The 23,134-nt window shown below is 65.0% G+C and carries 12 protein-coding genes; 4 read left to right on the top strand and 8 right to left on the bottom strand.

What is annotated here, in order from left to right; translation table 11 throughout:
• Positions 1-59 precede the first annotated feature (59 nt).
• Positions 60-1,046, bottom strand: coding sequence for a sulfate ABC transporter substrate-binding protein (locus LB529_RS12170; RefSeq protein WP_224711208.1), 987 nt, complete (start codon positions 1,044-1,046; stop codon positions 60-62).
• A 231-nt stretch (positions 1,047-1,277) separates the two neighbouring features.
• Between LB529_RS12170 and LB529_RS12165 the strand changes: the two genes are divergently transcribed.
• Both LB529_RS12165 and LB529_RS12160 read left to right on the top strand, forming a co-directional pair.
• Positions 1,278-1,550, top strand: a complete 273-nt coding sequence (locus LB529_RS12165) for an antitoxin (protein ID WP_095768922.1) — start codon at positions 1,278-1,280, stop codon at positions 1,548-1,550.
• The gene (locus tag LB529_RS12160; protein ID WP_224711207.1) at positions 1,550-1,948 is read left to right on the top strand and encodes a type II toxin-antitoxin system VapC family toxin; all 399 of its coding nucleotides are present in this window, start codon (positions 1,550-1,552) and stop codon (positions 1,946-1,948) included. The genes LB529_RS12165 and LB529_RS12160 overlap by 1 nt, the downstream gene beginning before the upstream one ends.
• Before the next feature lie 15 nt (positions 1,949-1,963).
• On the opposite strand, the gene LB529_RS12155 is transcribed toward LB529_RS12160, so the two are convergent.
• From LB529_RS12155 to LB529_RS12125, 7 genes are all read right to left on the bottom strand, one after another.
• The gene (locus LB529_RS12155) at positions 1,964-3,004 is read right to left on the bottom strand and encodes a sulfate/molybdate ABC transporter ATP-binding protein (protein WP_095768924.1); all 1,041 of its coding nucleotides are present in this window, start codon (positions 3,002-3,004) and stop codon (positions 1,964-1,966) included.
• A gap of 71 nt (positions 3,005-3,075) precedes the next feature.
• Positions 3,076-3,960: a sulfate ABC transporter permease subunit CysW gene (cysW, locus tag LB529_RS12150; protein WP_140839571.1), complete on the bottom strand. Its 885-nt coding sequence runs from the start codon at positions 3,958-3,960 to the stop codon at positions 3,076-3,078.
• Positions 3,953-4,804 carry a sulfate ABC transporter permease subunit CysT gene (cysT, locus tag LB529_RS12145; protein WP_140839573.1) on the bottom strand — a complete coding sequence of 284 codons (852 nt, stop codon included), beginning with the start codon at positions 4,802-4,804 and terminating at the stop codon, positions 3,953-3,955. The genes cysW and cysT overlap by 8 nt, the downstream gene beginning before the upstream one ends.
• A gap of 90 nt (positions 4,805-4,894) precedes the next feature.
• Positions 4,895-5,923: a sulfate ABC transporter substrate-binding protein gene (locus tag LB529_RS12140; RefSeq protein ID WP_140839575.1), complete on the bottom strand. Its 1,029-nt coding sequence runs from the start codon at positions 5,921-5,923 to the stop codon at positions 4,895-4,897.
• A 201-nt stretch (positions 5,924-6,124) separates the two neighbouring features.
• Positions 6,125-7,063, bottom strand: a complete 939-nt coding sequence (locus tag LB529_RS12135; protein ID WP_318012556.1) for a M15 family metallopeptidase — start codon at positions 7,061-7,063, stop codon at positions 6,125-6,127.
• Between the two features lies 1 nt (position 7,064).
• A complete protein-coding gene (gene pbpC, locus LB529_RS12130) occupies positions 7,065-9,170 on the bottom strand; it encodes a penicillin-binding protein 1C (protein ID WP_411962487.1) in 2,106 nt (701 codons plus the stop codon).
• A gap of 109 nt (positions 9,171-9,279) precedes the next feature.
• Complete coding sequence (locus LB529_RS12125) at positions 9,280-14,760, bottom strand: alpha-2-macroglobulin family protein (RefSeq protein WP_224711206.1); 5,481 nt, start codon at positions 14,758-14,760, stop codon at positions 9,280-9,282.
• A gap of 277 nt (positions 14,761-15,037) precedes the next feature.
• Here LB529_RS12125 and LB529_RS12120 point away from each other — a divergent pair, with 277 nt between their 5' ends.
• Positions 15,038-16,966 carry an autotransporter assembly complex protein TamA gene (locus LB529_RS12120; RefSeq protein WP_224711205.1) on the top strand — a complete coding sequence of 643 codons (1,929 nt, stop codon included), beginning with the start codon at positions 15,038-15,040 and terminating at the stop codon, positions 16,964-16,966.
• Positions 16,967-16,968: 2 nt separating this feature from the next.
• Positions 16,969-23,022, top strand: coding sequence for a translocation/assembly module TamB domain-containing protein (locus tag LB529_RS12115; RefSeq protein WP_224711204.1), 6,054 nt, complete (start codon positions 16,969-16,971; stop codon positions 23,020-23,022).
• Positions 23,023-23,134 lie beyond the last annotated feature (112 nt).

Genomic DNA, 23,134 nt, shown 5'->3' with positions numbered 1-23,134 from the left:
CGCTTACATGAAAAAAGCCGGCAAAGCCGGCTTTCCTGCTCTTCCTGATTGCGGAGCTTTCAACGGCTGCCGTAGGCCTGATCGAGCAGCCCGCCGGCGGCGAAATGCTCTTTCTGCACCTTGTCCCAGCCGCCAAAGACGTCCTCCACGGTCAGCAGCCGGACATCCGGGAAGTCCGTCTTGTGCTTGGCGGCGACCGTCGCGTCGCGGACACGCAAGCCGTTCCCGGCGGCGATCTCCTGGCCCTCGGGCGTATAGAGGAAGTCGAGATAGGTCTTGGCGAGATCGCGGCTGCCATGCTCGTCGGCGACCTTGTCGACGACGGCTACGGGGAACTCGGCCAGCAGGCTGACCGAAGGCGTGACCTGCTCGAACTTGTCGTCGCCATACTCCTTGCGAATGCCGCGCGTCTCCGACTCGAAGGTGATCAGCACGTCGCCGATCTCGCGCTGGACGAAAGTGGTGGTGGCGGCGCGGCCGCCGGTGTCGAAGATCGGCACGTTGTTGAAGAGCTTGGTGATGAACTCCTTCACCTTGGCGTCGTCGCCCTTGAAGGCTTCCTTGGCGTAGGCTGTGGCGGCGAGATAGGTGTAGCGCGCATTGCCGGATGTCTTCGGGTTCGGGAAGATCACCTGCACGTCGTCGCGCGCCAGATCGTTCCAGTCCTTGATATGCTTGGGATTGCCGGCGCGCACCAGGAAGGACGGCAGCGAATAGAAGGGCGAGGCGTTGTCCGGGAAATTCTTCTGCCAGTCGGCCGAGACGAGGCCCTTCTTGACCAGGAAGTCGACATCGGTGACCTGGTTGAAGGTGACGACATCGGCGCCAAGGCCTTCGGCGATCGCGCGCGCCTGCGCCGAGGTGCCGGCGTGCGATTGGTCGATCGCGACGCCGGGGTGCTTGGCGATGAAGGCCTTGTTGATGTCGGCGAACAACTCGCGGCCGACATCATAGGACGCATTCAAAAGCTTGTCGGCTGACCAGGCTTGGGAGGATGCGAGGACGAGACCGGCAACAGCCGCGATGCCGAGCAACAGACGCTTCATGAAAACGGGCTCCGAGGAAAATATGGCAATGGCCGATGATAGCCGTGGCGCTGTTGAGCGGCGAGACACGCGCGCCGGCTAGACGGCGTCAGGTGAAAAAAGTCACCGCCGGAATAGTCGGTTGTTAGGATTTCTTTCCAGCAAGAGTCATTGTGGGGCGATATCATAGGCAAAAAGATTGCGCTTCGGTGCCTTGGCATATACATATGGCATATACAAGGGGATGCCGTGATGAGCCAACAACGCCATGCAGCGACGCCGCCGAAGGAGGCAAAGCTGTTTCGCAACAACCGCAGCCAGGCGGTGCGGATTCCAGTCGAGTTCGAACTCCCCGGCGACAAGGTCCTGATCAGCCGCGAGGGCGACCGTCTTGTTATCGAGCCCATTCGTAAATCAGGTCTCACGGCGCTGCTCGCCCAGTGGGCGAAGGAAGCCCCGCTGGGTCCTGAGGATGACTTCCCCGAGATCAAGGATAGTCCCGTCGGACCCGAGGACATTTTTTGATGCGGTTCATGCTCGACACAAACATCATAAGCGACATGATCAGAAACCCGACCGGCAAGGCCGCCAATGCGATGGCGCGCGAGGGGGACGCTGCCGTGTGCACCAGCATCGTCGTCGCTTCGGAACTGCGGTACGGCTGCGCCAGGAAGGGATCAGCCAAGTTGCTCAAGAAGGTCGAGGAACTGCTGGCCGAGATTCCGGTGCTGCCGCTCGATGTGCCGGCGGATGCCGAGTACGGCGCGCTGCGCGCCGAACTGGAAGGCAGGGGCGAGACCATCGGCCACAACGACCTCTTTATCGCTGCTCACGCCTGCGCGTCAGGTTCCACGCTGGTGACAGCCAACATGGCCGAGTTCAGCCGGATCGGCAAGCTGAAGCTCGAGAACTGGTTGGAGTAGCGCTCGACGCGACGATCACGACGCCGGAAAAAGCTTCCAGCGTCGCGGCCTGAAAGCCACCCGGCTCTTCTGCGCCGCAGGATGGTCTACGGGCAGCTCGATCTCGACGCGCTGGCGCTCACCGCCGATCTCGAGCTCGACGCGCCTGGTGCCGGCGACGCGGCGGCTGGCGGCAACGGTGCCGGCGATGCAGCCGCTGCAGCCGTCGACCAGGTCGACGTCATGCGGACGGAAGTGGAGGATCGCCTCACCGGAAGGCGCATGCGGCGCCGAGAGCCCGATCGGCCGGTCGGCGATCCACACCTCGCCGTTCTCGACCTTGACCGGCAGTGAGCTCGACTCGCCGATGAAGGAGTAGACGAAGGGCGAGTTCGGCGTGTCGTAGATATCGTCGGCGGTGCCGACCTGCTCGATGCGGCCCTGGCTCATGACGACGACGCGGTCGGCAAGCTCCAGCGCTTCTTCCTGGTCATGCGTGACGAAGACGGTCGTGTGGCCGGTGCGGTCGTGGATCTCGCGCAGCCAGCGGCGCAGCTCACGGCGAACCTGTGCGTCGAGCGCGCCGAACGGTTCGTCGAGCAAAAGCACCTTGGGCTCGATCGCCATGGCGCGGGCGAGCGCGACGCGCTGGCGCTGGCCGCCTGAAAGCTGAGCGGGGTAGCGTTTCTCCAGGCCCGACAGCTGGACGAGATCGAGCAATTCCAGGGCCCGGCGGCGGATTTCCTGCCCCGACGGCCTTGCGGCGCCGTGCCGGACCTTCAGGCCGAAGCCGATGTTGTCGGCAACCGTCATGTGGCGGAACAGCGCGTAATGCTGGAAGACGAAGCCGACATTGCGCTCCTGGATCGACTTCTGCGAGGCGTCCTCGTCGCCGAAGAAGATCGCGCCCTTGGTCGGCCGTTCCAGGCCGGCGATCAGCCGAAGCAGCGTCGTCTTGCCGGAGCCGGACGGCCCGAGCAGCGCGATGAGCTCGCCGGACCTGATGTCGAGCGATACATCATGGAGCGCTGGAAACCGCTCGAACTCCTTGCGCACGTTGACGACGCGAACTTCCATGCAAATCCCTCGGTTCGTTGATGCTGTCGGTGTTCCCAAACTGCCAGGCACTCTCGGGCGACAGGTAGTGTTCAGTGTCCGCGTGTCGCGGCAAGCTCGGCGCCGTAGCGCATCTCCAAAAGCGTTTTCAAGACCAGCGTCACCAGCGCCAGGCCGGCCAGCAGCGAAGCGACGGCAAAGGCGCCGACGGCGTTGTATTCGTTATAAAGGATCTCGACATGCAGCGGCATGGTGTTGGTGAGGCCGCGTATATGGCCCGAAACCACCGAGACCGCGCCGAACTCGCCCATAGCGCGCGCATTGCACAGAAGCACGCCATAGAGCAGTCCCCATTTGACGTTGGGCAGCGTCACATACCAGAAGGTTTGCCAGCCGCTGGCGCCCAGCGAAAGCGCCGCCTCTTCGTCGCCATTGCCCTGTTCCTGCATCAGCGGGATGAGCTCGCGGGCGACGAAGGGGAAGGTGACGAAGATGGTGGCCAGCACGATGCCGGGCACGGCGAAGAGGATGACGATGCCATGCGCCTTCAACCAGGCGCCGAGCAGCCCCTGCGCGCCGAAGAGCAGCACATAGACCAGGCCGGAGATGACCGGCGAGACCGAGAAGGGCAGGTCGATCAGCGTGGTCAGGAACGCCTTGCCCTTGAATTCGAACTTGGCGATGGCCCAGGCGGCAGAGATGCCGAAGACGACGTTGAGCGGCACCGAGATCGCCGCCACAAGCAACGTCAGGCGGATGGCGGAGCGCGTATCGGGGCTGGAAAGGGCTTCCGTGTAGGCGCCGATGCCTTTGGCAAGCGCCTCATGAAAGACGACGATCAGCGGCAAAAGCAGGAAGACTGCAAGGAAGGCGAAGGCGATTGCCATCAGCACGGCCTTGACGGGCCGGCTTTCGGTCACCGCAGCCGACTGGCTCTCGTGATGCGGCTCGTAGGATTTGATCTCGGGATCAGCCATAGCGCTTGCGGCTCCATGTCTGGACGAGATTGACCACCAAAAGCATCACGAAGGACAGCGCCAGCATGATCGCGGCGATCGCGGTCGCCGCCTCGTAATTGTATTCCTCAAGCCTGATCACGATGAGAAGCGGCGCGATCTCGGACTTGAAGGGCAGGTTGCCGGCGATGAAGATGACCGAGCCGTATTCGCCGACGCCGCGCGCGAAGGCGAGGGAGAAGCCGGTAATGATCGCCGGCGCCAGGCCCGGAAAAAGCACGCGGGTGATGATCTGGAAACGGCTGGCGCCGAGCGTGGCGGCTGCTTCCTCGACCTCCTTGTCGATCTCTTCCATGATCGGCTGTACCGTGCGCACGACGAAGGGCAGGCCGATGAACACCAGCGCGACGACGATGCCGAGCGGCGTGTAGGCGACCTTGATGCCGAGCGGCATCAGAAGCTGGCCGATCCAGCCGTTCGGTGCATAGAGCGTGGTGAGCGCGATGCCGGCGACGGCCGTTGGCAGGGCGAAGGGCAGGTCGACCATCGCGTCGGCGATGCGGCGTCCAGGGAAGCGGTAGCGGACCAGCACCCAGGCGACGATGGTGCCGAACACGACGTTGACGACAGCCGCCAGGAAGGCGGTGCCGAAGCTTATCTTCAGCGCGTTGAGGGTGCGTCGGTCGACGGCGATCGCCCAGAAATCGGCCCAGCCGAGCGCTGCCGAACGCCAGACCAGCCCCGAAAGCGGGATGAGGATGATGAGCGTGAGGTAGGCAAGTGAGAAGCCGAGCGTCAGTCCGAAACCCGGAATGACACTCGGCTGCTTGAATCGCCACCCCGCCTTGACGGGTGCTGTGGTCATGCTGTCCTGGATCGTCCTTCTATTCAAACCGGAATGGCTCCGCGCAGTAGCATTCGGCCGGGACGCCCGTGAGGCTCCGGCCGTCCGTCCTCACTGCGCCGGTTTGTAGATCTGGTCGAATATACCACCGTCGCCGAAATGGTAAGGCTGCGCTTTCTTCCAACCGCCGAATTGCGGGTCGTCGATGGTGACCAGCTTGATTGCCGGCAGCTTGGCAAGGTCCTCGGCTGGCACCAGGTCGGGCTTGGCCGGGCGATAGTGGTTCTTGGCGATGATGGTCTGCGCTTCCTTGGAATAGAGCCAGCCCAGATAGGCCTCCGCGACCTTGCGCGTGCCCTTGGCGTCGACATTGGCGTCGACGACCGCGACCGGCGGTTCCGCCAGGATCGAGGTCGGCGGGTAGACGATGTCGAAATTGTCGGCGCCGAATTCGTCGAGCGCGAGATAGGCTTCATTCTCCCAGGCGATCAGCACATCCCCCAGGCCCTTCTGCGCGAAGGTCACCGTCGAGCCACGCGCGCCGGTATCGAGGACCGGGACGTTCGCATAGAGCTTGCCGACGAACTCCTTGGTCTTGGCTTCATCGTTGCCGTCATTGGCGTTTGCGTAGGCCCAGGCGGCAAGATAGTTCCAGCGGGCGCCGCCGGACGTCTTCGGGTTCGGCGTGATCACCTGGACGCCGTCCTTCACCAGATCGCTCCAGTCGTGGATGCCCTTGGGATTGCCCTTGCGCACCAGGAAGATGATGGTCGAGGTGTAGGGTGCGGAGTTGTTCTCGAACTTCGTGCGCCAATCCGGGTTGATCTTCTTCGTCTTTGAGACGATGGCGTTGATGTCGCCTTCGAGGGCCAGCGTGACGACGTCGGCGTCGAGGCCGTCGATCACCGCCCGGGCCTGCGCGCCGGAACCGCCATGCGACTGCTGGATGGTGACGGTTTCGCCGGTCTCAGCCTTCCAGTGCGCGGCGAACGCCTCGTCATAGGCTTTATAGAGCTCACGTGTCGGGTCATAGGACACATTCAAAATGGTCGTGTCGGCAAACGCGAAACCGAGCGTGCCGAACTGGACAGACGTGGCGACCAGCGCGCCGAGCAGTTTCCTGAAATGAGGTTTGGTCATTCCGGCCTCCGTTGAACTGCACGAACTCTACCAAGTTTATAGAATTTAGATGCATTGAATGTTGCCTTTTTCATCTCCTCGAAGCAATTTTTCGCCGAGCTTGGGCCGGTTGAGGAAATAACTTCCTCAGCCAGCGGCCGCAGGGCTTCATCCGCCGGCCCTAATTAGAAGCGGTCAGGGTGATGACAACCCCAGGGCGCCTCAATTGGCGTTAACCGGGAAATCGAAGCGCTGTTTTGGGAAAGGCTCTTTGGCCAGGGTGAAGTGCCACCATTCGCGCGCATAGTTGCGAAAGCCGGCGGCGCGCATTGCGATCAGCAGCGTCTTGCGGTTTGCGGTGGCTTCGGCGTCGATCAAGGCGCTGGCGGTTTCGCTCTTTGGGTCAAAGCAGTCGAAACCGGTGCCGAAGTCGAGCGTGCCGCCGTCCGGCGCACCGCAGGCCGGATGAACCGCGCTTTTATTGCCGGGCTCGGCGATGGCAAGGTCCACCGTCGAACCTCGAGAATGGCTGGAGAACTCGCCGATATAGCCTTTGGCGATGAGATCGCCACGCTCGGCGGTCGGATACCATTGCGGGTCAGGCCGGCCGCCTTCTCTTGTCCACCTGCCCATATCGGCAACCGCTCGCGCGGGGCGGTAGCAGTCGAAGACGACCAGCGTCAGGCCTTTGGCAGTCATGGCTTTCTGGACGCTGGACAGCGCCTTCGCCGCCTGCGCCGTCAGGATGCAGACCGGCGCCTCATAGCCGTCGGCTTTGCGGTGCAGGAAGTTTTCAAGGCCGGCGTAGCGGATATCCTGGCGAATGGTCGGGTCGATATCGGCGAGCATGACGAAGCCGGCGGGCAGGGGATCGGCGCGGGCTGAGGGAGGGCTCGCGATTGCTAGCGCAAGCGCTGCGAAGAATGCTCCCGACAAAAGTCGGCCCGAAGCCCCCCTCTCTGCCCTGCCGGGCATCTCCCCCTCAAGGGGGGAGATTGGCAGTTTCGGCGCTGGGCCCGCCTTTCCAACGTTGAAGATTAGCGAAGGCCACGAAGCTGCTGATCTCCCCCCTTGAGGGGGAGATGGCCGGCAGGCCAGAGAGGGGGGCCTCGCACCATCCAGAAGATGGAAAAACGCAATCTGCTGAATCGCTTGCCGCATCCTATTCAACGAAAACCTTCACGCTTGCCGCTCGCCCCGCAGCATCGATCACCGTCAGCGTCGAATAGCCGGTGCCGTCGGGTTGCCAGGTCGCGGTGCGGCGGCGGTCGATGCCGGCGAGCGGCTTGCCGTTGGCGAGCCAGCGGAACGGCGCCCGGCCGCCTTGCAGCTTCAGCACCAGCGGCGTGGCCTCGGCCGAATTGGTGCCGAGGTCGACGCGGGCGCCGTTGGGCGGGAAGATGATGGTTGGCGCCGGCTCGGTGGCGGTGGCCTGCACCAGACCGTCGGCGCCGGCGCCGAAGCGGGCGAGCGTCACCGGCAATTCATCGCGCTTGGGGTTGAAGACGCCCGGCGGCCGGCCGGGCAGCGGCACACCGGCAAGGCCGGAACGGACGAAGCCCTCGAACAGGATGGGTGCTGCCGAGACATAGCCCGACAGGCCGGGGATTGGGCTGGCATCGGCGCGGCCGACCCACACACCTAGCACATAGCGGCCGTCGAAGCCGACGGACCAGGCATCGCGATAGCCGTAAGAGGTGCCGGTCTTGTAGGCGATGCCGCGCTGCATGGCGCCTTCCGGCGGCTTCACGCCGGACAGGATGTCGTTGATCTGCCAGGCCGCTTGGTCGTCGAGAATGGCGGCGGTGGTGCGCTCGGCATCGGCCGGCTCGGTGCCGTCACGTAGCGTATGCATCTTGCCGCCATTGGCCAGCCCCGTATAGAGCTGCACCAGGTCGCGCAAGGTCACGCCGACGCCGCCAAGTCCGATCGCCAGGCCCGGCGCTTCGTTGACCGGCAGGATCGGGTTGACGCCTGCCTGGCGAAAGCGCGCCGTCAGTCGTGCCGGACCGACGGCGTCGAGCACGCGGATCGCCGGCACATTGAGCGACAATTGCAGCGCCTGGCGGATCGAGACGTCGCCCTGGTAGCCCATGTCGAAATTCTTCGGACGGTAGCCGCCGAAATCGGCGGGGCTGTCCTCGATGATCATCTCCTGCGCCACCAGCCCCTGCTCGAAGGCCAGCCCATAGATGAAGGGCTTCAGCGTCGAGCCGGGTGAGCGTACCACCTTGGTCATGTCGATCCAGCCGGAGCGGCTGGCATCGAAGAAATCGGCCGAGCCGACCTCGCCCAGAATGTCGCCGGTGCGCGCATCGGCCATGACCATGGCGACGGAAAGTTTCGGCCCGAGCTTCCTGGCGGCATCCCTTGCCACCTGTTCCAGCCCCTGCTGCACGCTTTTGCGGATGGTGAGCTGCAGCGGCTTGCCTGGCACGGCCCTGGGCAGCATGGCATAGGAAGCATGCGCGGCCAGCGTCGGCAATTTTCTGCGCAGGCCGGAGACGTCGTCCAGCGCGGCGCGCGCGGCTTCGCGTTCGCCGAGCAGACCGGCCGAGACCATACGGGTGAGCACGCGGTCGCGCGCGGCATGAGCAATGCCGAGATTGCGGTCGGGCCGGCGCTTCTCCGGCAATTGCGGCAGCGCGACGAGCAGGGCGGCTTCCGAAACCGTAAGCCGCTTCGGCTCCTTGCCGAAATAGGCGAGCGATGCGGCGCGCACGCCTTCGAGATTGCCGCCATAAGGCGCTAGCGTCAGATAGCGCTCGAGGATTTCCTGCTTGGTGAGCCGCCGTTCGATCTGGATGGCGCGCAGCATCTGCTTGATCTTGGAGCCGAGGCTGCGGCCGTCGCGCGGTTCGATCAGCCGGGCGAGCTGCATCGACAAGGTCGAGCCGCCGGAAACGATATGGCCGCTGGTGACGAGCTGGCCGGCGGCACGGCAAAGCGCCAGGACATCGACGCCGCGGTGATCCCAGAAGCGCTTGTCTTCGTAAGCCACCAGCATGTCGACGAATTGCCGGTCGACCTGGTCGAGGCGGGTCTCGAGCCGCCAATAGCCGTCCGGCGTGGCGAAGGCGCGCAGCAGCTGACCGTCGCGGTCCTGCACCTCCGTCGAGACCGTCAGCTTTGCCGGCAGCGGCAGCGGGAAAGCGCGGTCGAGCTCCCAGAGCGCGGCGACGGAAAGCGCTGCCAAGCCGGCGAGGCAAAGACCTGCGATCGCGGTGCGTCTGAGAAATTTCCTGGAAAGCATGGCGCTGACCTTCATCCGCCTGCCCGTCCTTCGCAGCAGCTACGCTGCAGCTTCGGAGGGTGAACCGGCCCCTTCTCCCGGTATGGAGACGGGGAGAAGGGAGATATCGGCGACCTTGTCATCGCTACTCGGCCTTCACCTCCATCATGCCGGTGGCGGTGCGGGCCGAATATTGCGGCCGGTACATGTCCTCCACCGTCGCCGCCGGATGGGCGTAGGTGCCCGGCGTCACGGCGCGCACGACATAGGCCAGCGTGATGTTGCGGTCGCCGTCGCCTTCGTTCGGATTGAAAGCGGCGACGAAGCGGTCGTTGCGGAACTCCAGATGCGCGGCGTCGGTTTGCGCCAGCCAGGAGAAGTTCGACAATTGCGCGCTGGAAACCAGGCTCGGATTGTCGATCTCGAAGCCGGCCGGCAACAGGTCGGTGATCAGGAGCCGCGACGGCCATTTGTTCTGCTCATAGACCTTGAGCACGACCACGTAGCGCTCGTTCTGCTTGGCCTCGGTGACATTGGCCTCGGTGCCGTCGAGCTTGTAGTAAGTGCGCGCGATGGTGAAGCCGTCGCCGCCGGCCGGCAGCGGCTCGACCGGCGCGGCGACCGCGGTCACCACCGCCTGCAGCGGCGTCGCGCCGGTATTGGCGATGGTGAGGGGGCTGTCGACAAGCTCGCTGCCGGCGACCTGGTCGGAATAGCCGCCCGAATGCGGCGCGCCGTTGACGGAAAGCGTGATGGAATCATTGCCTTCCTTCAGCGCCCGCGCGGCCAGCAGCATCCAGGATTCGTCCTGCGTGCTCGTCCAGCGGGCGTCGGCGCGCGCCACGCCCACCAGCTTGATCAGCTGCGGCATGATGCTCGGCACCGGCTTCGATTCTGCCGCCAACGCCAGCATCGCCGCGCCGTCACGCAGCCGCGAGCCGTAGTCCGAGCGGTAGTAGTCGTAGTCGGTTTCCGACTTCGCCAGCCTGAGCGCCGTCTGGAAGGTGGCTTCCGAACGCTGCGCGTCGCCATAGAGCGCCAGGCTTGCCGCCAACTGGGCGACGGCCATCGGGCTGGAGAAGGCTTCGAGCTGCGTGTCGGCATAATAGCGCAGGTCGCCGATCGAGGCCTTCTTGTTCCGGGCGAGCACGTAGAGCGCATAGGCGATCTCGCTGCCCTTGTCCTGGACGTCTTGGTCGTAGCCGAGTGCGTTCTGCAGGTTGTTGAGCGCCTGGTTCATGGCCAGCGCCGGCACATCGTACTTCTGCTCACGCGCCCGGGTCAGGAACTCCGTGACATAGGCGTCGAGCCACAGATCGCCGGAGCCGGGGCCCCAGAGGCCGAAGCTGCCGCTTGCCGCCTGGTAGGACAGCACCTTGTAGATGGCGTCCTGGATGCGGCCATGCAGGTCCGGATCGCTCTCCATGCCGATGCTCTTGGCCATGTCGTTGACATAGAGCAGCGGCATGGCGCGGCTGGTGGTCTGCTCGGCGCAGCCATAGGGGTAGCGGTCGAGCGACATCAGAAGCGACGGCACGTCGAGCGCGGACGACTGCGAGACGCCGACGCTGACCGAAGCGCCGTCGAGCACGCTTGCGGCAAGCAGTTCCTTGTCGACGCGCAGCGAGCCGCCATTGGGCTTGAGGTCAACAACCATGCGGTTGGTGACCGGAAGCTGCGCCGGGCGCACCGGCAAATAGAGCGTCTGCTCGACTTCCGTGCCATCGGCATGCGCGAGCTTGACTGTGACCGAGGCGTCGCCCGCGGTCTTGGCGACCAGCGGGAAGGAGAGCGACTGCCGCTTGCCCTGGGCGAGAGTCAGCTTCTCGGGCAGTGGCTTGTCGCCGGTCGACAGGTCGCCGGTCGTGGTGACCGAAAGTGCATAGTCGCCGGCCGGGCCGTCGGTGTCGGCGATGTCGAGGCGCATGGTCGCCGCATCGCCCGGCGCCAGGAAGCGCGGCAGGCCGGCGGTGATCACCACCGGATCGCGAACGATGACGTCGGTCTGGGCATGGCCGACCGCATCCTTGGTCCAGGCGACGGCCATGACGCGCACGGTGCCGTTGAACTGCGGGATGTCGAAATCGACGCGCGCCTTGCCATTGGCATCGAGCTCGACCGGGCCGGAGAAGAAGGCGACCAGCTTTTCCGTCGGCGGGCTGCCTTGCGCCTGCATGTTCGCCCCATCACCGCCGGTGCGTATCTTGCCCATGGCGCCGAGCGAGCCGTCGATCAGGCGCCCGTAGAGGTCGCGGATCTCCAGCCCCAGCATGCGCTGGCCGAAGAACCAGTCCTCCGGATCGGGCGCCTTGTAGTTGGTGAGGTTGAGGATGCCGACGTCGACGGCAGCCACCATCACATAGGCATTGCTGCCGGCCTGAGCGCCGCTGACGGCGACCGGGATCGACAGCTGCTGGCGCGGCACGGTCTTTTCCGGCGGCGTCAGGCTGACCGCCAGCTTCTTCGAGCCAGGATCGACTGACAGCCATTGGATGCCGATGGCGCGGGCAGGCATGCGCGATTCCTGCGCGTCGCCGGGCCGGAACAAGGTCGCGGTGACATAGGCGCCGGCGCCCCAGTCGGCGCCGACGGGGATGTCTACGGTGCTGCCGCCGGCCGGCACCGAAGCGGTGACGGTCTTCAGCAGCTTTTCGGCACCGATGGTGACCAGAAGCTCGCCGGCAAAATGCGGCGAGACCTTCAGCTTGGCGACTTCGCCGGCGGCATAAGTGTCCTTGTCCAGCGCGATCTCCAGGCCGTCCGGCGTCTCGGTGGTGGTCGAGGCGACGTACCAGCCGGCGTCGAACTCATAGCTGGTCGCCGGACCGTCGGGATCGGCCGTCTCGACCTCGAGCCGGTAGCGGCCCCAGTCGACGGGCAGCGACACCGTCGCCTCGCCATCGGCCTTCAGGTCGACCGCGCCGTTGGCGACAGCCTTGGTGAGGCTGACCGCTTCGTAGTTCCAGGAATTGTTGGAACGGTACCATTGATAGTTCCGCTCGACCTTGACCAGCGACCACTGCGCGCCCTTCAGGTCTTCGCGCTTGCCGTTCGGGTCAACGGCGATGATGCTGAACTTGGCGGTGCCGCCCTGTGGCACCTCATCGCCCTCGAAATCCGGGCGAATACCGATGACGTCGCGCTGCGGGCGAACGCCGATGTCGAGCGAGCGCTCGACGGCGCGGCCGCCGGCCTCGCGCATGCGCACGGTGACCTTGGCGTTGACCAGCTTGGTGGTCGACGGCAACTGGTCGATCGTCACCGGGAAAGTCGCCTTGCCGTCATCGCCGACCAAGGGAAGGTTGGCGAGAGGCGTGACGGTCGGCTCGCTCGACTGCTCGTCGGCCAGACCGAAGCTGAAATCCTTGAAGCTGTCCCAACTGCTTGTGGTCGACAGCGTCAGCTCGCCTTCAAGCGCGAGGCCCGCGGCCGGCGCGCCATAGAGGAAGCGGCCGTCGACGGAGGCGTTGGCGGTCTCGCCCTGGGCGATCTCCTTCTTGTCGGCGGTCAGGTCGAATTCGATGCGATCCGGCACGAAATCCTCGACCAGGAACATCTGGCTGGCGACCGGCGACTGCTTGGGGTCGGTGTAGATAGACACCGTCCAGGTGCCGCGCATGGCGTTGGCCTCGAGCGGCAGGTCGACGGCGTGGCCGCCGGCGGACTCGCCATTGCTGACGATGCGGCGGTTCTCGACTCCGTCTGGACGTGTGAAGATGAAGGTCAGCGGCAGGTTCTCGACCGCTTTCGCCGCGCCGTCGCGGGCGAGGGCCGCGACGTGAACGTCCTCGCCGGCGCGGTAGATGCCGCGCTCCGTCCAGGCATAAACGTCGAGGGCGCCTGGCGAGGCGCGCCCCTCGACGCCGCGATCCGACAGGTCGAAGCCGGCCTTGCCCATGTCGAGGAAGACGAAGTCGTTGTCGCCCTGCTTGGCCATCAGCACGGCCGGCACCATGCCGTTCTCACCGCGGGTGAGGCCCGGATTGAAGACGGCGTGGCCCTCGGCGTCGGTCGTCGCCGTGCCGAGAATCTCGTTGTTCCTGGCAAGCAGCGTCAATTCGGCGCCGGAGATCGGCTTGGCCGAGCCCAGCGAACGGGCAAAGACGTTGAGGCCGTCCTGGCCGGTATAGGTGGAAAGGCCGATATCGGAGACGACGAACCACTGCGTGGCGCGTGAACCATAGTCGTCGCTCTTGTCGTCGACCGGCTGCGCGGTCAGCACATAGACGCCGGGCTTGCGCTGTGGGATCGCCTCATCCACCGGGAACGAAGTGGTAACCTCCTTATTGAGATCATTGGCGATTTCGAGCGTGCCCGACCAGACGGGCGAGCCCATCTGGTCGGAAATGGTGGAAATGTCATAGCCGTCGAGCTGATGCAGGAACTGATAACCGGACAGGAGCTGCGCCAGCGAACGATCGCCAATGCGGTAGAGCGTCATCTTGGCGGCGTTCATGTTGACGGTGACGACCGGGATGCCGCGGCGCGCCCCGGCCGGCAGCACGAAGCTGTCGCCGGTGAAGCGGGCGGAGGGAGCGCGGTCCTGGACGTAGATCGACAGCACGACGGGCGCGGCGATCGTCTCGCCGATCGCCGACGGCAGGCCGGCGCGGAAGGTCACGTCATAATGCTGGCCGTGTTCCAGGCCTTCGACGCAGATCTGCTTGTCCTTGGCCTCGACGGCCTTGGGCGCGGCGTTGTCGACCGTCACGAATTGCGAATAATCGACCCCGGTCTTGACCAGCTCCTCGGAAAACTGGGCGCAGATGCGCGGCGAGGAGGAATCGGCGTCGACGGTGTGCTCGACGACGCGAAAACCCTTGCGCGCCTTGAGATCGGCATAGTCGGCCTGGACGGCCGGCGAGCTCACCAGCGCAAGGCTCGCCTCATAGGCCTGCAGCGAGGGCCGGTAGAGGTCGCGCTTGTCGAGGCCGGCGCCAAGCAGCGCCAGCGCCTCGGCACGGGTCTTTGCCGTGCGCACCAGCTTGTAGGCGTTGAAGGCCGCCGAGGTGACATTCATCGGCAAAGTCGAAGGTTCAGTGGTGTTCGACGCCGGCTGCACGGCAAGCGTCTCGCGCGCCAGCGCCAGCCACAGCGCGCCGTCATCGGGCAGCACCGAGACCGCGGCCTGGTATTTCTGCATGGCAAGACGATGGTCGCCGGTAAGCGATGCCTGCTCAGCGGCGGCCTGCAGGGCGGCAAGCCCTTCGGTCGGCTTGTCATAGGCCGGATCGGTCAGCTTGTTGCGGAACTGCTGGGCCTGGTCGGCCATCCAGTTGGGAAAAAAAGCCAGTGCCGGCGGAGCGCCGATATCGGGATCGCCGTCGACATTGGCGACCTTGCCGGCGACTGCGCCGGTGAAGGATTTCAACTGGTTATAGTCGGATTTGAGAAAACACCATTTGGCCTTGGTGTTGTAGGTGAAGGCGCGGCAGGCGGGATCGCCGAGACATGCGGTCTTGCACTGGTCGAGGCTGACATTCTGCTCCGACCTCAGGTCGAAGCCGAAATAGTCGGAATTATCGGTCGTCACGATTCTCCGGGCTTCGGCCGCAAAGGCCGCTCCGCCCAGGGCGAAAAAGATGAGAAGAAGCAAAGAGAGACCACGAGCCGCGCGCATTGCCATACCACCCTCCAGACATCGCCAGCGTCCGGGCATGATCAAGCTTCGTGCAGGCTTGTCAACGCCGGAGCGCCGCAGGTTTATCACCCGCGAACGGTTTCCATGCCGGCCAAAGGCCGGTATTTCGACAGAACCTCTGTGAGACGGATCACACATTCTTGCGAAAATGCAAAAGGTGTGAATTCCAAGCCCGGTCTATTTCAGACAATTGGATTGTGGCCCCTTTACGAACGTTGCGGAACTTCATTCCAATTTTAGTTTTGTCGACTAGGTTGTCTTAATGCCGGCGCATGAAACGCAGATGTCAAAGGGGATCGCGCCAGGGCGCGGGCTCCCGCGCGCCCTGCTTTTCGCGCTCGTCTGCTCGACCGTGCTGACCGCAGAGGTACGGCAGGCGGCGGCTTTCGAGATTTTCGGCATCAAGCTTTGGGGCTCGTCCAAGGACGAGGATGCCGACATCGTCGATCCGCTGCGCTACTCGGTGACGATCAATGCGCCTGATGCCGACAAGGATCTGATCAAGAGGCTCGAAAACGCCTCGGCGCTGAAAAATGACGAGGATCATCCGGTGTCGGGGTCGCTCGGCCTGATGGCCAAGGCACGCGGCGACCGCGAACAGCTCGTCGCCGCCCTCTACGCCGATGCTCGCTACGAAGGCGTGGTCACCATCACGATCGAGGGCAAGTCGATCGACGAATTGCCGCCGGATGCCGAGTTCAAAGGGCCACAGCCCATTCCGGTGGTCATAACGGTTTCCCCCGGGGCGAAATTCACGCTTGGCAACATCCGGCTGAAGGGCGATGCGGCGGGGTTGGCGGCAGCCGATTTCGGCCTGATCGCCGGCGGCGATGCCGGTTCAGGCGCGGTGCTCAAGGCTGAACTGCTGATCGTGCGGGCGCTGAAGGAAGAGGGCAGGCCGCTTGCCAAGGTCACGAACCGCGAGATCGTCGCCGAGCACACCAGCTCGACGCTGGACGTGACGTTGACGGTGGCCGCCGGCCCGGTCGCCGGCTATGGCGACACGACGGTCGAGGGCACGGAAAAGGTCGATCGCGACTTCACCGAATACATGACCGGGCTGAAACGGGGCCGGCAATATTCGCCGCAGGAGATCGACGATGCGCGCGACCGGCTGCTCGGGCTAGAGGTCTTCAACAGCGTGACGATCAAGGAAGGCGACAGGCTCGACGCCAACGGCAACATTCCGATCGGCGTCCAGGTGAGCGAGCGGAAACCGCGCTATTTCGGCGTCGGCGGCAGCTTCTCGAACACGGAAGGCCTGGGGCTCGAAGGCTACTGGGGCCACCGCAACCTGTTCGGCCAGGCGGAGAAGCTACGCATCGACGGGTCGATCAGCGGCATCGGCAGCAACAGCCTTTCCGCGCTCAACTACAATGCCGGCGTCATGTTCGAGAAGCCGGGGGTGCTCGGGCCGACGTCGAAGTTCTTCACCGGCATCAAGACGGTGCTCGAACACCCCGATGCCTATGACCATTTCTCGGTCAAGGGCGATGTTGGCGTCTCCTATGACCTCGACAAGAAGCAGCGGGTGTCGGCCGAGTTCGACCTCGACTATTCGAGGATCACCGACGCCTTCGGCAAGCATACCTATCTGATCGCCAGCGTGCCGCTGCAATATGTCTATGACAGCCGCGACAACAAGCTGAACCCGACCAGGGGATTCCGCTTCTTAGCCTATGCCGAGCCGAGCTACGACATATTGAATGGCGCGACGTTCCTGAAGCTGAAGGGCGAGGGCTACACCTACCAGTCGCTCGACACGGCAAGCCGGTTCGTGCTCGCCGAACGCGCGACGCTCGGCTCGATCGTCGGCACCGGGCTGCAGAACGTGCCGGCAGACCGGCGCTTCTATTCCGGCGGCGGCGGTTCGGTGCGCGGCTATGCCTATCAGGGCATCGGCCCGAAAGACATTGACGGCCAGCCGGTCGGCGGTCTCTCCTTCTTCGAGACCTCGGTCGAGATGCGCATCGGCATCACTGACATGATCGGCATCGTGCCCTTCGTTGATGCCGGCACCGTCTCGACCAAATCCTTCCCCGATTTCTCGAATGTGAAGGTCGGCGCCGGCGTCGGCCTGCGCTATATTACTCCCTTCGGGCCGTTGCGCATCGACGCTGCCGTGCCGCTCAACCGCGATCCGGGCGATCCGCATTTCGGCATTTATGCCGGCATCGGCCAGGCGTTCTGACGATGAAGATGGTCTGGCGCATCCTCCGTATCTGCCTCTACGCGCTGCTTGTGCTGCTCGTGGTGGCGATCGGCGCGCTTGTCGTTCTGACCGGCACCGAAGGCGGCCGGCAGAATCTTGCCGGCCTGATTTCGAAGGTCGCTTCGAGCGAGGACCGCAAGGTGACGGTCAGCGGCATCGAAGGCATCTGGTCGGGCGCGCTCAGGGTCGACCACATCGTGCTGGAAGACCGCGCCGGCCCCTGGATGGTGGCGCGCAAGGTAGTGCTCGACTGGTCGCCGGCGGCGCTGCTGTCCTGGAATTTCAATGCCGATCACTTAGCCGCCGAGCGCATCGAGCTGGCGCGGCTGCCGCAGCCGATCCAGCAGCCATCGCAAGGTGGCTCGTCCAGCCTGCCGGTGTCGATCGACGTGAAGCAGATCGACCTGCCGGAGATCGCGCTTGGACAGGAGCTTGCCGGCAGCGGCATCGCCGAACTGGCCGCCAAGGGTTCGCTCAAGGCCGATCCGTCGCCGCTGGCGATCGAAAGCGTGCTCAACGTCAGCCGCCATGACGGCAAGCAAGGCAATGTCGACGCCAAAATCCACTTTGCGCCGGCCGACAACAAGCTCGACCTCGACCTCAAGGCGTCGGAACCGGCCGGCGGCATCATCGCCAATTTGCTCAAGCTGCCGGATGCGCCGCCCGTCAACATCGTCGTTTCCGGCGGCGGGCCTTTGGCCAACTGGAGCGGCGTCGGCACCTTCATGGTCGACGGCCGGATCGTCAGCCAGCTGACCGGTCGGCACCAGCTCACTGACAAGGGCCACCGCATCGAGGCCAAGGGCGACGGCCAGTTCGAAGAGTTCCTGCCGGAGAAGATAAAGGCTTTGTTTGCCGGCAAGACGAGCTTCGACCTCGCCGGAACGGCGACCGCGTCGGGTGGGATCGATATCGAGCAGGCCATCATAGAGAGCGATGCGGTGCACGGCACTGCCACCGGCAATGTCAATCCGAAGGGCGCCAGCGACCTGGCGGTCGAGCTCTCCGCCAAGGACAAGCCGGTCACCGTCGATGTCGGCAACAGCGCGGTTCCGATCCTGGTCGCGGTCGAAAAGGCCACGGTGCGCGCCTTCGGCGACGGCAAGGCGCCGATAGTCGATATCGGCACGTCGCTTACTTCGGTCGCCGTCGGCGGCACGCAGCTCAACAATATTACGGGCGAGATCCATTCCGACGGCTTCGACATCGAGACCGTTAGCGGCCCGGTCGCCATCAAGCTCGCGGCCGCCGGCCTGAAGACCGATGTGGCGACGCTGGCGCCGCTGGTGACCGGCAGGCTCGCCGCGGACCTTTCCGGCACGATCAGCCGCGAGACCGTGACCATCGACAAAGGCACCTTGCGCAGCGATGCGCTCAATGCCGGGCTGACGGCAAATGTGGCGCTGGCCGATTTGTCGATGACGCTGAAAATGAATGCCGACGCCGTCTCGAAGGCATTGCCGCCGCAGATCAGCTCGCTGCTTGGCGAGCGGGTGAAATTCTCGGCCACCGCCACGCGCGATCCGCAAGGCGCGTTCGCCGCCAATTCGCTGGAGATCAGTTCCGGCTCGCTCAGCGCCAGCGGCACCGGCAGCATGCAAGGATCGGATATCCAGGCCAGCGTCAAAGGCACATTGGGCGATGTCTCGCCACTGTCGTCGCTCGCCGGCACGCCGCTTGCCGGCGGGGTCAATTTCGCGCTGACCACGAGCGGCCCGCGCTGGGCGCCGGATTTCTCCGTTTCAGCAGATAGCGCCAGCCTAACGGCCGCCGGCCGCACGGTGAAGGACATCAAACTCTCGGCCAAGGGCAAGGCCGACATCGCCAACCCGTCCGCCGAAATCTCGCTGACGGGCAGCGCCGAGGGGCAGGCGCTGGACATCGCAGCCTCGCTGGTGACGGCCGACGGCAAGCGCTCGATCAGGGGCCTCAGCCTGGCGCTTGGCGACAACAAGGTCTCGGGCGATCTCGCGCTCGACGACAAGTTCCTGCCGCTCGGCACGCTGACGCTTGCCGTGCCCGACATCGGACCGCTTGCGGCGCTCGCGAATCAGAGCGCGGCCGGCGATATCAACGGCACGATCGCCTTCGCCAAGGACGGCGAGGTGCCGACCGTCACGGTAAATGCGACCAGCACGTCGATCGCCCGCGGCGATCTGGCGGCGAAAGCCATCACCGTCAACGCGCGGATCGCCAACTACCTGAAAGGGCCGGCGATCTCAGGCACGATCAAGGCCGATAGCGTGACCTCCGGCGGCACGGTCATCAGCGGCATCGGCATCGACTTGAAGCGCGACGGCGAGTGGACGAACTTTACCGGCGGCGCCACGGCGTCCGGCATTCCGGCCACCGCCATCGGCCGGGTGAAGATCGCCAACGGCACGACAAGCGTGGAAATCGCTTCCGGCGAGGCGACGGTGCGCGGCATCAAGGCGGCCATAGCCGAGCCTTCCAGCCTCTCCATCACCAATGGCGTGACCGCCATCGAGAAGCTCGCGCTCAATCTCGGCGGCGGCTCGGCGACGGTTTCCGGCAGTGCCGGTGAGGCACTGGACCTGACGGCCAATCTCGCCAACCTCCCGTTGGCGCTCGCCAATGATTTCGTGCCCGGCCTCGACGGGGCCGGAACGCTGGAGGGCACGGCACACGTCACGGGTCCATCGTCCAATCCCGACATTCAGTTCAACGCGAAGGTGGCGGGCGCCGAGACCAGCCAGACCCGCCAGGCTGGGCTCGGGCCGCTGGATCTGGACGCCGCGGGCAGCTACACGCTGGCGGGCGGCGTCGCCCTGGACCACGCCACGCTGTCGGGCGAAGGGATTTCAGGCAAGGCCGCCGGCACCCTCAACCCGAACGGCGCCAGCGATTTCTCCCTCGACCTTACCTCGTCCGGAGCCAGCCTGCCGTTGACGCTCGGCAGCGCCCAAAGCCCGGTCAAGATCGCCGTCCAGTCCTTGTCGGCAAAGATGGCGGGCGAAAGCACGCAGGCGCGGCTCGATGTGTCCGCGATCCTGCCTTCCATTGCCGCCAGCCAGGCGACGGTCGACGGCCTCATCCTGGCGCTGCATTCGGACGCCTTCGACCTCAAGGGGCGGGCCGGTCCGGTTTCCGGCACGGTGTCGGTGGACAGGATCGGCCTCGACAATCCGACGATCGCGCCGCTGATCGCCGGCAAGGTCACGGCCAAGGTCAATGGCCGCCTGACGACCGATGCCGTTGCCGTCGACAGCGGCTCCTTGAGAAGCGATGCGCTCAACAGCCAGGTCGCCGGCCGGATATCGCTGGGCGACGGTTCGGTCGACCTCAATATGAACGCCAATGTCGCCTCTTCAGCCTTGCCGGCGGCGGTGCGCGGCATGCTTGGCGAGAGCGCTGCGTTGAGCGCCTCGCTGAAGCGCGATGCCAATGGCAATGTCAATGTCGACGGGCTGAAACTGAATTCCGGCGCGCTCAGCGCCGACGGGCAGGCGAGCCTTGCCGACGGCAAGCTGGCCGCCGGGATCAGAGGCGCGTTGAGCGACGTTTCGGGGCTGTCGAAAGACGCCAAGGGCGCCGTCGCCTTTGTCTTGAACGCGCAAGGCCCGGTCACCACGCCGGACCTGTCGATGACGGTGAGCAGCGACCGGCTTTCCGTGGCGGCGCGCGAGATCACGGGACTGAAGCTTACGGCCAGCGGCAAGGCCGATGCCGCCAATCCGGCGGCCAATGTTGAACTCACCGGCAATGTCGCCGGGCAGAATCTGCAAGGCAGCGCGGTGCTCGCCACGACCAATGGCAGCCGCGCGATCAACGGACTTTTGCTGTCGCTCGGCCCGAATAAGATTTCGGGCGATCTCGCGCTCGACGACGCCTTCGTGCCGGTCGGCACCGTTTCGCTCGACCTGCCCGATATCGGGCCGCTGGCCGCGCTGGCCTTGGAAAAGGCCGAGGGCAATGTGCGCGGCACGATCGCTTTTACCAAGGCAGCCAACGGGGCCAATGTCGCCGTCAAGGCGAACACCTCCGAGATCAAGCGCGGCGATCTTTCCGCCAGGAATGTCGCCATCGACGCGCAGATCGCGAATTACATGGCAGCACCGGTTATTGGCGGCACGATACGCGCCGAGAGCGTGACTTCCGGCGGCACCGCCATCACCGGCATCGATGTCGACCTCAAGCGCGACGGCGACTGGACCGGCTTCTCCGGCGGCGCCACCGTCAAGAATATCCCGGCGAAGGCAGCCGGCCGGGTAAGGATCGCCAACGGCACGACGACGGTCGAGCTCGCGTCGGGCCAAGCGACGATGCAGGGCATCAAGGCCGCGATCGCGCAGGCCTCGACCGTGACCATCGCCAACGGGGTGACGACGCTCGACCGGCTGGTGCTGAATCTCGGCGGCGGCACGGCGACGGTGACGGGCAAGGTCGCGCAGACGCTCGACATTAACGCCAATCTGGCTCGGGTGCCGATCTCGCTCGCCAACAGTTTCTCGCCGGGTCTCGACGCGGCCGGCTCGGTCTCGGGGACGGTCAAGGTCACCGGCGCGCCGGCGACCCCATCGGCCGCCTTCAACATCGATGCGTCCGGCGTGCAGACCTCGCAGACGCGCGGCGCTGGCCTCGGCGGCATGAATGTGTCGTCGTCGGGAACCTTCGCCGGCAACAAGCTCGCTTTCGATGCCGACATCAGCGATGGCGCCGGCCTCGGCCTCAAGGGTGGCGGCACGGTGGCGACGACAGGCACGCCCACCTTGGCGCTCGACTTCAAGGGCAAGGTGCCGTTTTCCTTCCTTGCCGCCAAGCTCGCCGCGCAAGGTCTGGCGCTCAACGGCACTGCCAATGTCGATGTGCAGGTGCGCGGTCCCGCATCCGCGCCGGTGATCAGCGGCAAAGTCACGACATCCGGCGCGCGCCTTATCGATGCGCGTTCCGGCCTGGCGGTCAACGATATCGACGCCGACGTTTCGATCGGCGGCGGCGTCGCCAGGATCAATCGCTTGACCGGAAAGCTGTCGACGCGCGGCAGCCTGTCGGCCAGCGGCACGGTGGGCATCACGCCGGCGCAAGGCTTCCCGGCCGACCTATCGATCAAGCTCAGCGATGGCCGCTACACCGACGGCCGGGTGGTGACCGCCAATCTCGGCGGCGACCTGACCGTCAAGGGGCCGCTGGTCTCGGCACCCGTGATCGCCGGCACCATCAATCTGGCGAGGACGGTCATCACCGTTCCGGACAAGCTGCCCGGGTCACTCTCGGAACTCAACGTCAAGCACAAGAACGCGCCACGCGCCGTGCGGGCACAGGACAAGGCGCTGCGCCCGCCAACGTCCAGCGGCAGCAGCAAGGGCGGCAGCGGCCTGATGCTTGACGTGACGGTCAACGCGCCGAACCAGATCTTCATCCAGGGCAGGGGCGTCGACGCCGAGCTCGGCGGCTCGCTCAAACTAACCGGCCCGGCGTCGTCACCGCAGGCCGTGGGCACTTTCACCTTGCAGCGCGGACGGTTAACGATCCTTGCAAAACGGCTGACATTCACGGAGGGCACGGTCGGGTTCCAGGGATCGCTGGTGCCTTACCTCAATCTCACCGCGACCACCACGACAAGCAGTGCCACCGTGACAATCGTGGTTTCCGGCGAGGCGACCGATCCGAAATTCAACTTCTCCTCGGTGCCGGCGCTGCCCCAGGACGAGGTCCTGGCGCAGCTCATCTTCGGTCAATCCATGTCCAGACTGTCACCGCTGCAGATCGCCCAGCTCGCCGACGCCGCCGCGCAATTGGCAGGCGCCGGCGGCACGACCTCGCTGCTCGACAGCCTGCGCAACGCAATCGGCGTCGACGATCTCGACGTGACGACGGACGAGAAGGGCGGCACCGCGGTTTCGGCCGGCAAATACCTCAACGACCGCACCTATGTGACCATACAGAAGGGCGACAAGCCGGGCTCCGGCAAAGCCACGATCGACCTCAATGTCGGTCGCGGCGTGAAGCTGCGCGGCGAGGCCAATGATGCCGGCGAAGCCAAGGGCGGCGTCTTCTACGAACGCGAATATTGAGGCCGCGCCGGCGCTTCTGTGTCTGCCCAGCAGGCTGGCCGCCGCGGGGACGGGGCCGTTATCCGTATAAAATGTATTGATTTAATCGCCCGCAACGATTTTTTTGGAAATC

Source organism: Mesorhizobium sp. CA5, assembly GCF_020165105.1.
In the GTDB taxonomy this organism is placed as follows: Bacteria; Pseudomonadota; Alphaproteobacteria; order Rhizobiales; family Rhizobiaceae; genus Mesorhizobium.
The sequence above is the reverse complement of the archived record's forward strand: the minus strand, read 5'-3'. Positions and strand labels throughout refer to the sequence as shown.

Coding starts and splice junctions, on each gene's coding strand:
- LB529_RS12170 (WP_224711208.1), bottom strand. CDS start 1,046: ATGAAGCGTCTGTTGCTCGGCATCGCGGCTGTTGCCGGTCTCGTCCTC.
- LB529_RS12165 (WP_095768922.1), top strand. CDS start 1,278: ATGAGCCAACAACGCCATGCAGCGACGCCGCCGAAGGAGGCAAAGCTG.
- LB529_RS12160 (WP_224711207.1), top strand. CDS start 1,550: ATGCGGTTCATGCTCGACACAAACATCATAAGCGACATGATCAGAAAC.
- LB529_RS12155 (WP_095768924.1), bottom strand. CDS start 3,004: ATGGAAGTTCGCGTCGTCAACGTGCGCAAGGAGTTCGAGCGGTTTCCA.
- cysW (WP_140839571.1), bottom strand. CDS start 3,960: ATGGCTGATCCCGAGATCAAATCCTACGAGCCGCATCACGAGAGCCAG.
- cysT (WP_140839573.1), bottom strand. CDS start 4,804: ATGACCACAGCACCCGTCAAGGCGGGGTGGCGATTCAAGCAGCCGAGT.
- LB529_RS12140 (WP_140839575.1), bottom strand. CDS start 5,923: ATGACCAAACCTCATTTCAGGAAACTGCTCGGCGCGCTGGTCGCCACG.
- LB529_RS12135 (WP_318012556.1), bottom strand. CDS start 7,063: ATGCGGCAAGCGATTCAGCAGATTGCGTTTTTCCATCTTCTGGATGGT.
- pbpC (WP_411962487.1), bottom strand. CDS start 9,170: ATGAAGGTCAGCGCCATGCTTTCCAGGAAATTTCTCAGACGCACCGCG.
- LB529_RS12125 (WP_224711206.1), bottom strand. CDS start 14,760: ATGGCAATGCGCGCGGCTCGTGGTCTCTCTTTGCTTCTTCTCATCTTT.
- LB529_RS12120 (WP_224711205.1), top strand. CDS start 15,038: ATGCCGGCGCATGAAACGCAGATGTCAAAGGGGATCGCGCCAGGGCGC.
- LB529_RS12115 (WP_224711204.1), top strand. CDS start 16,969: ATGAAGATGGTCTGGCGCATCCTCCGTATCTGCCTCTACGCGCTGCTT.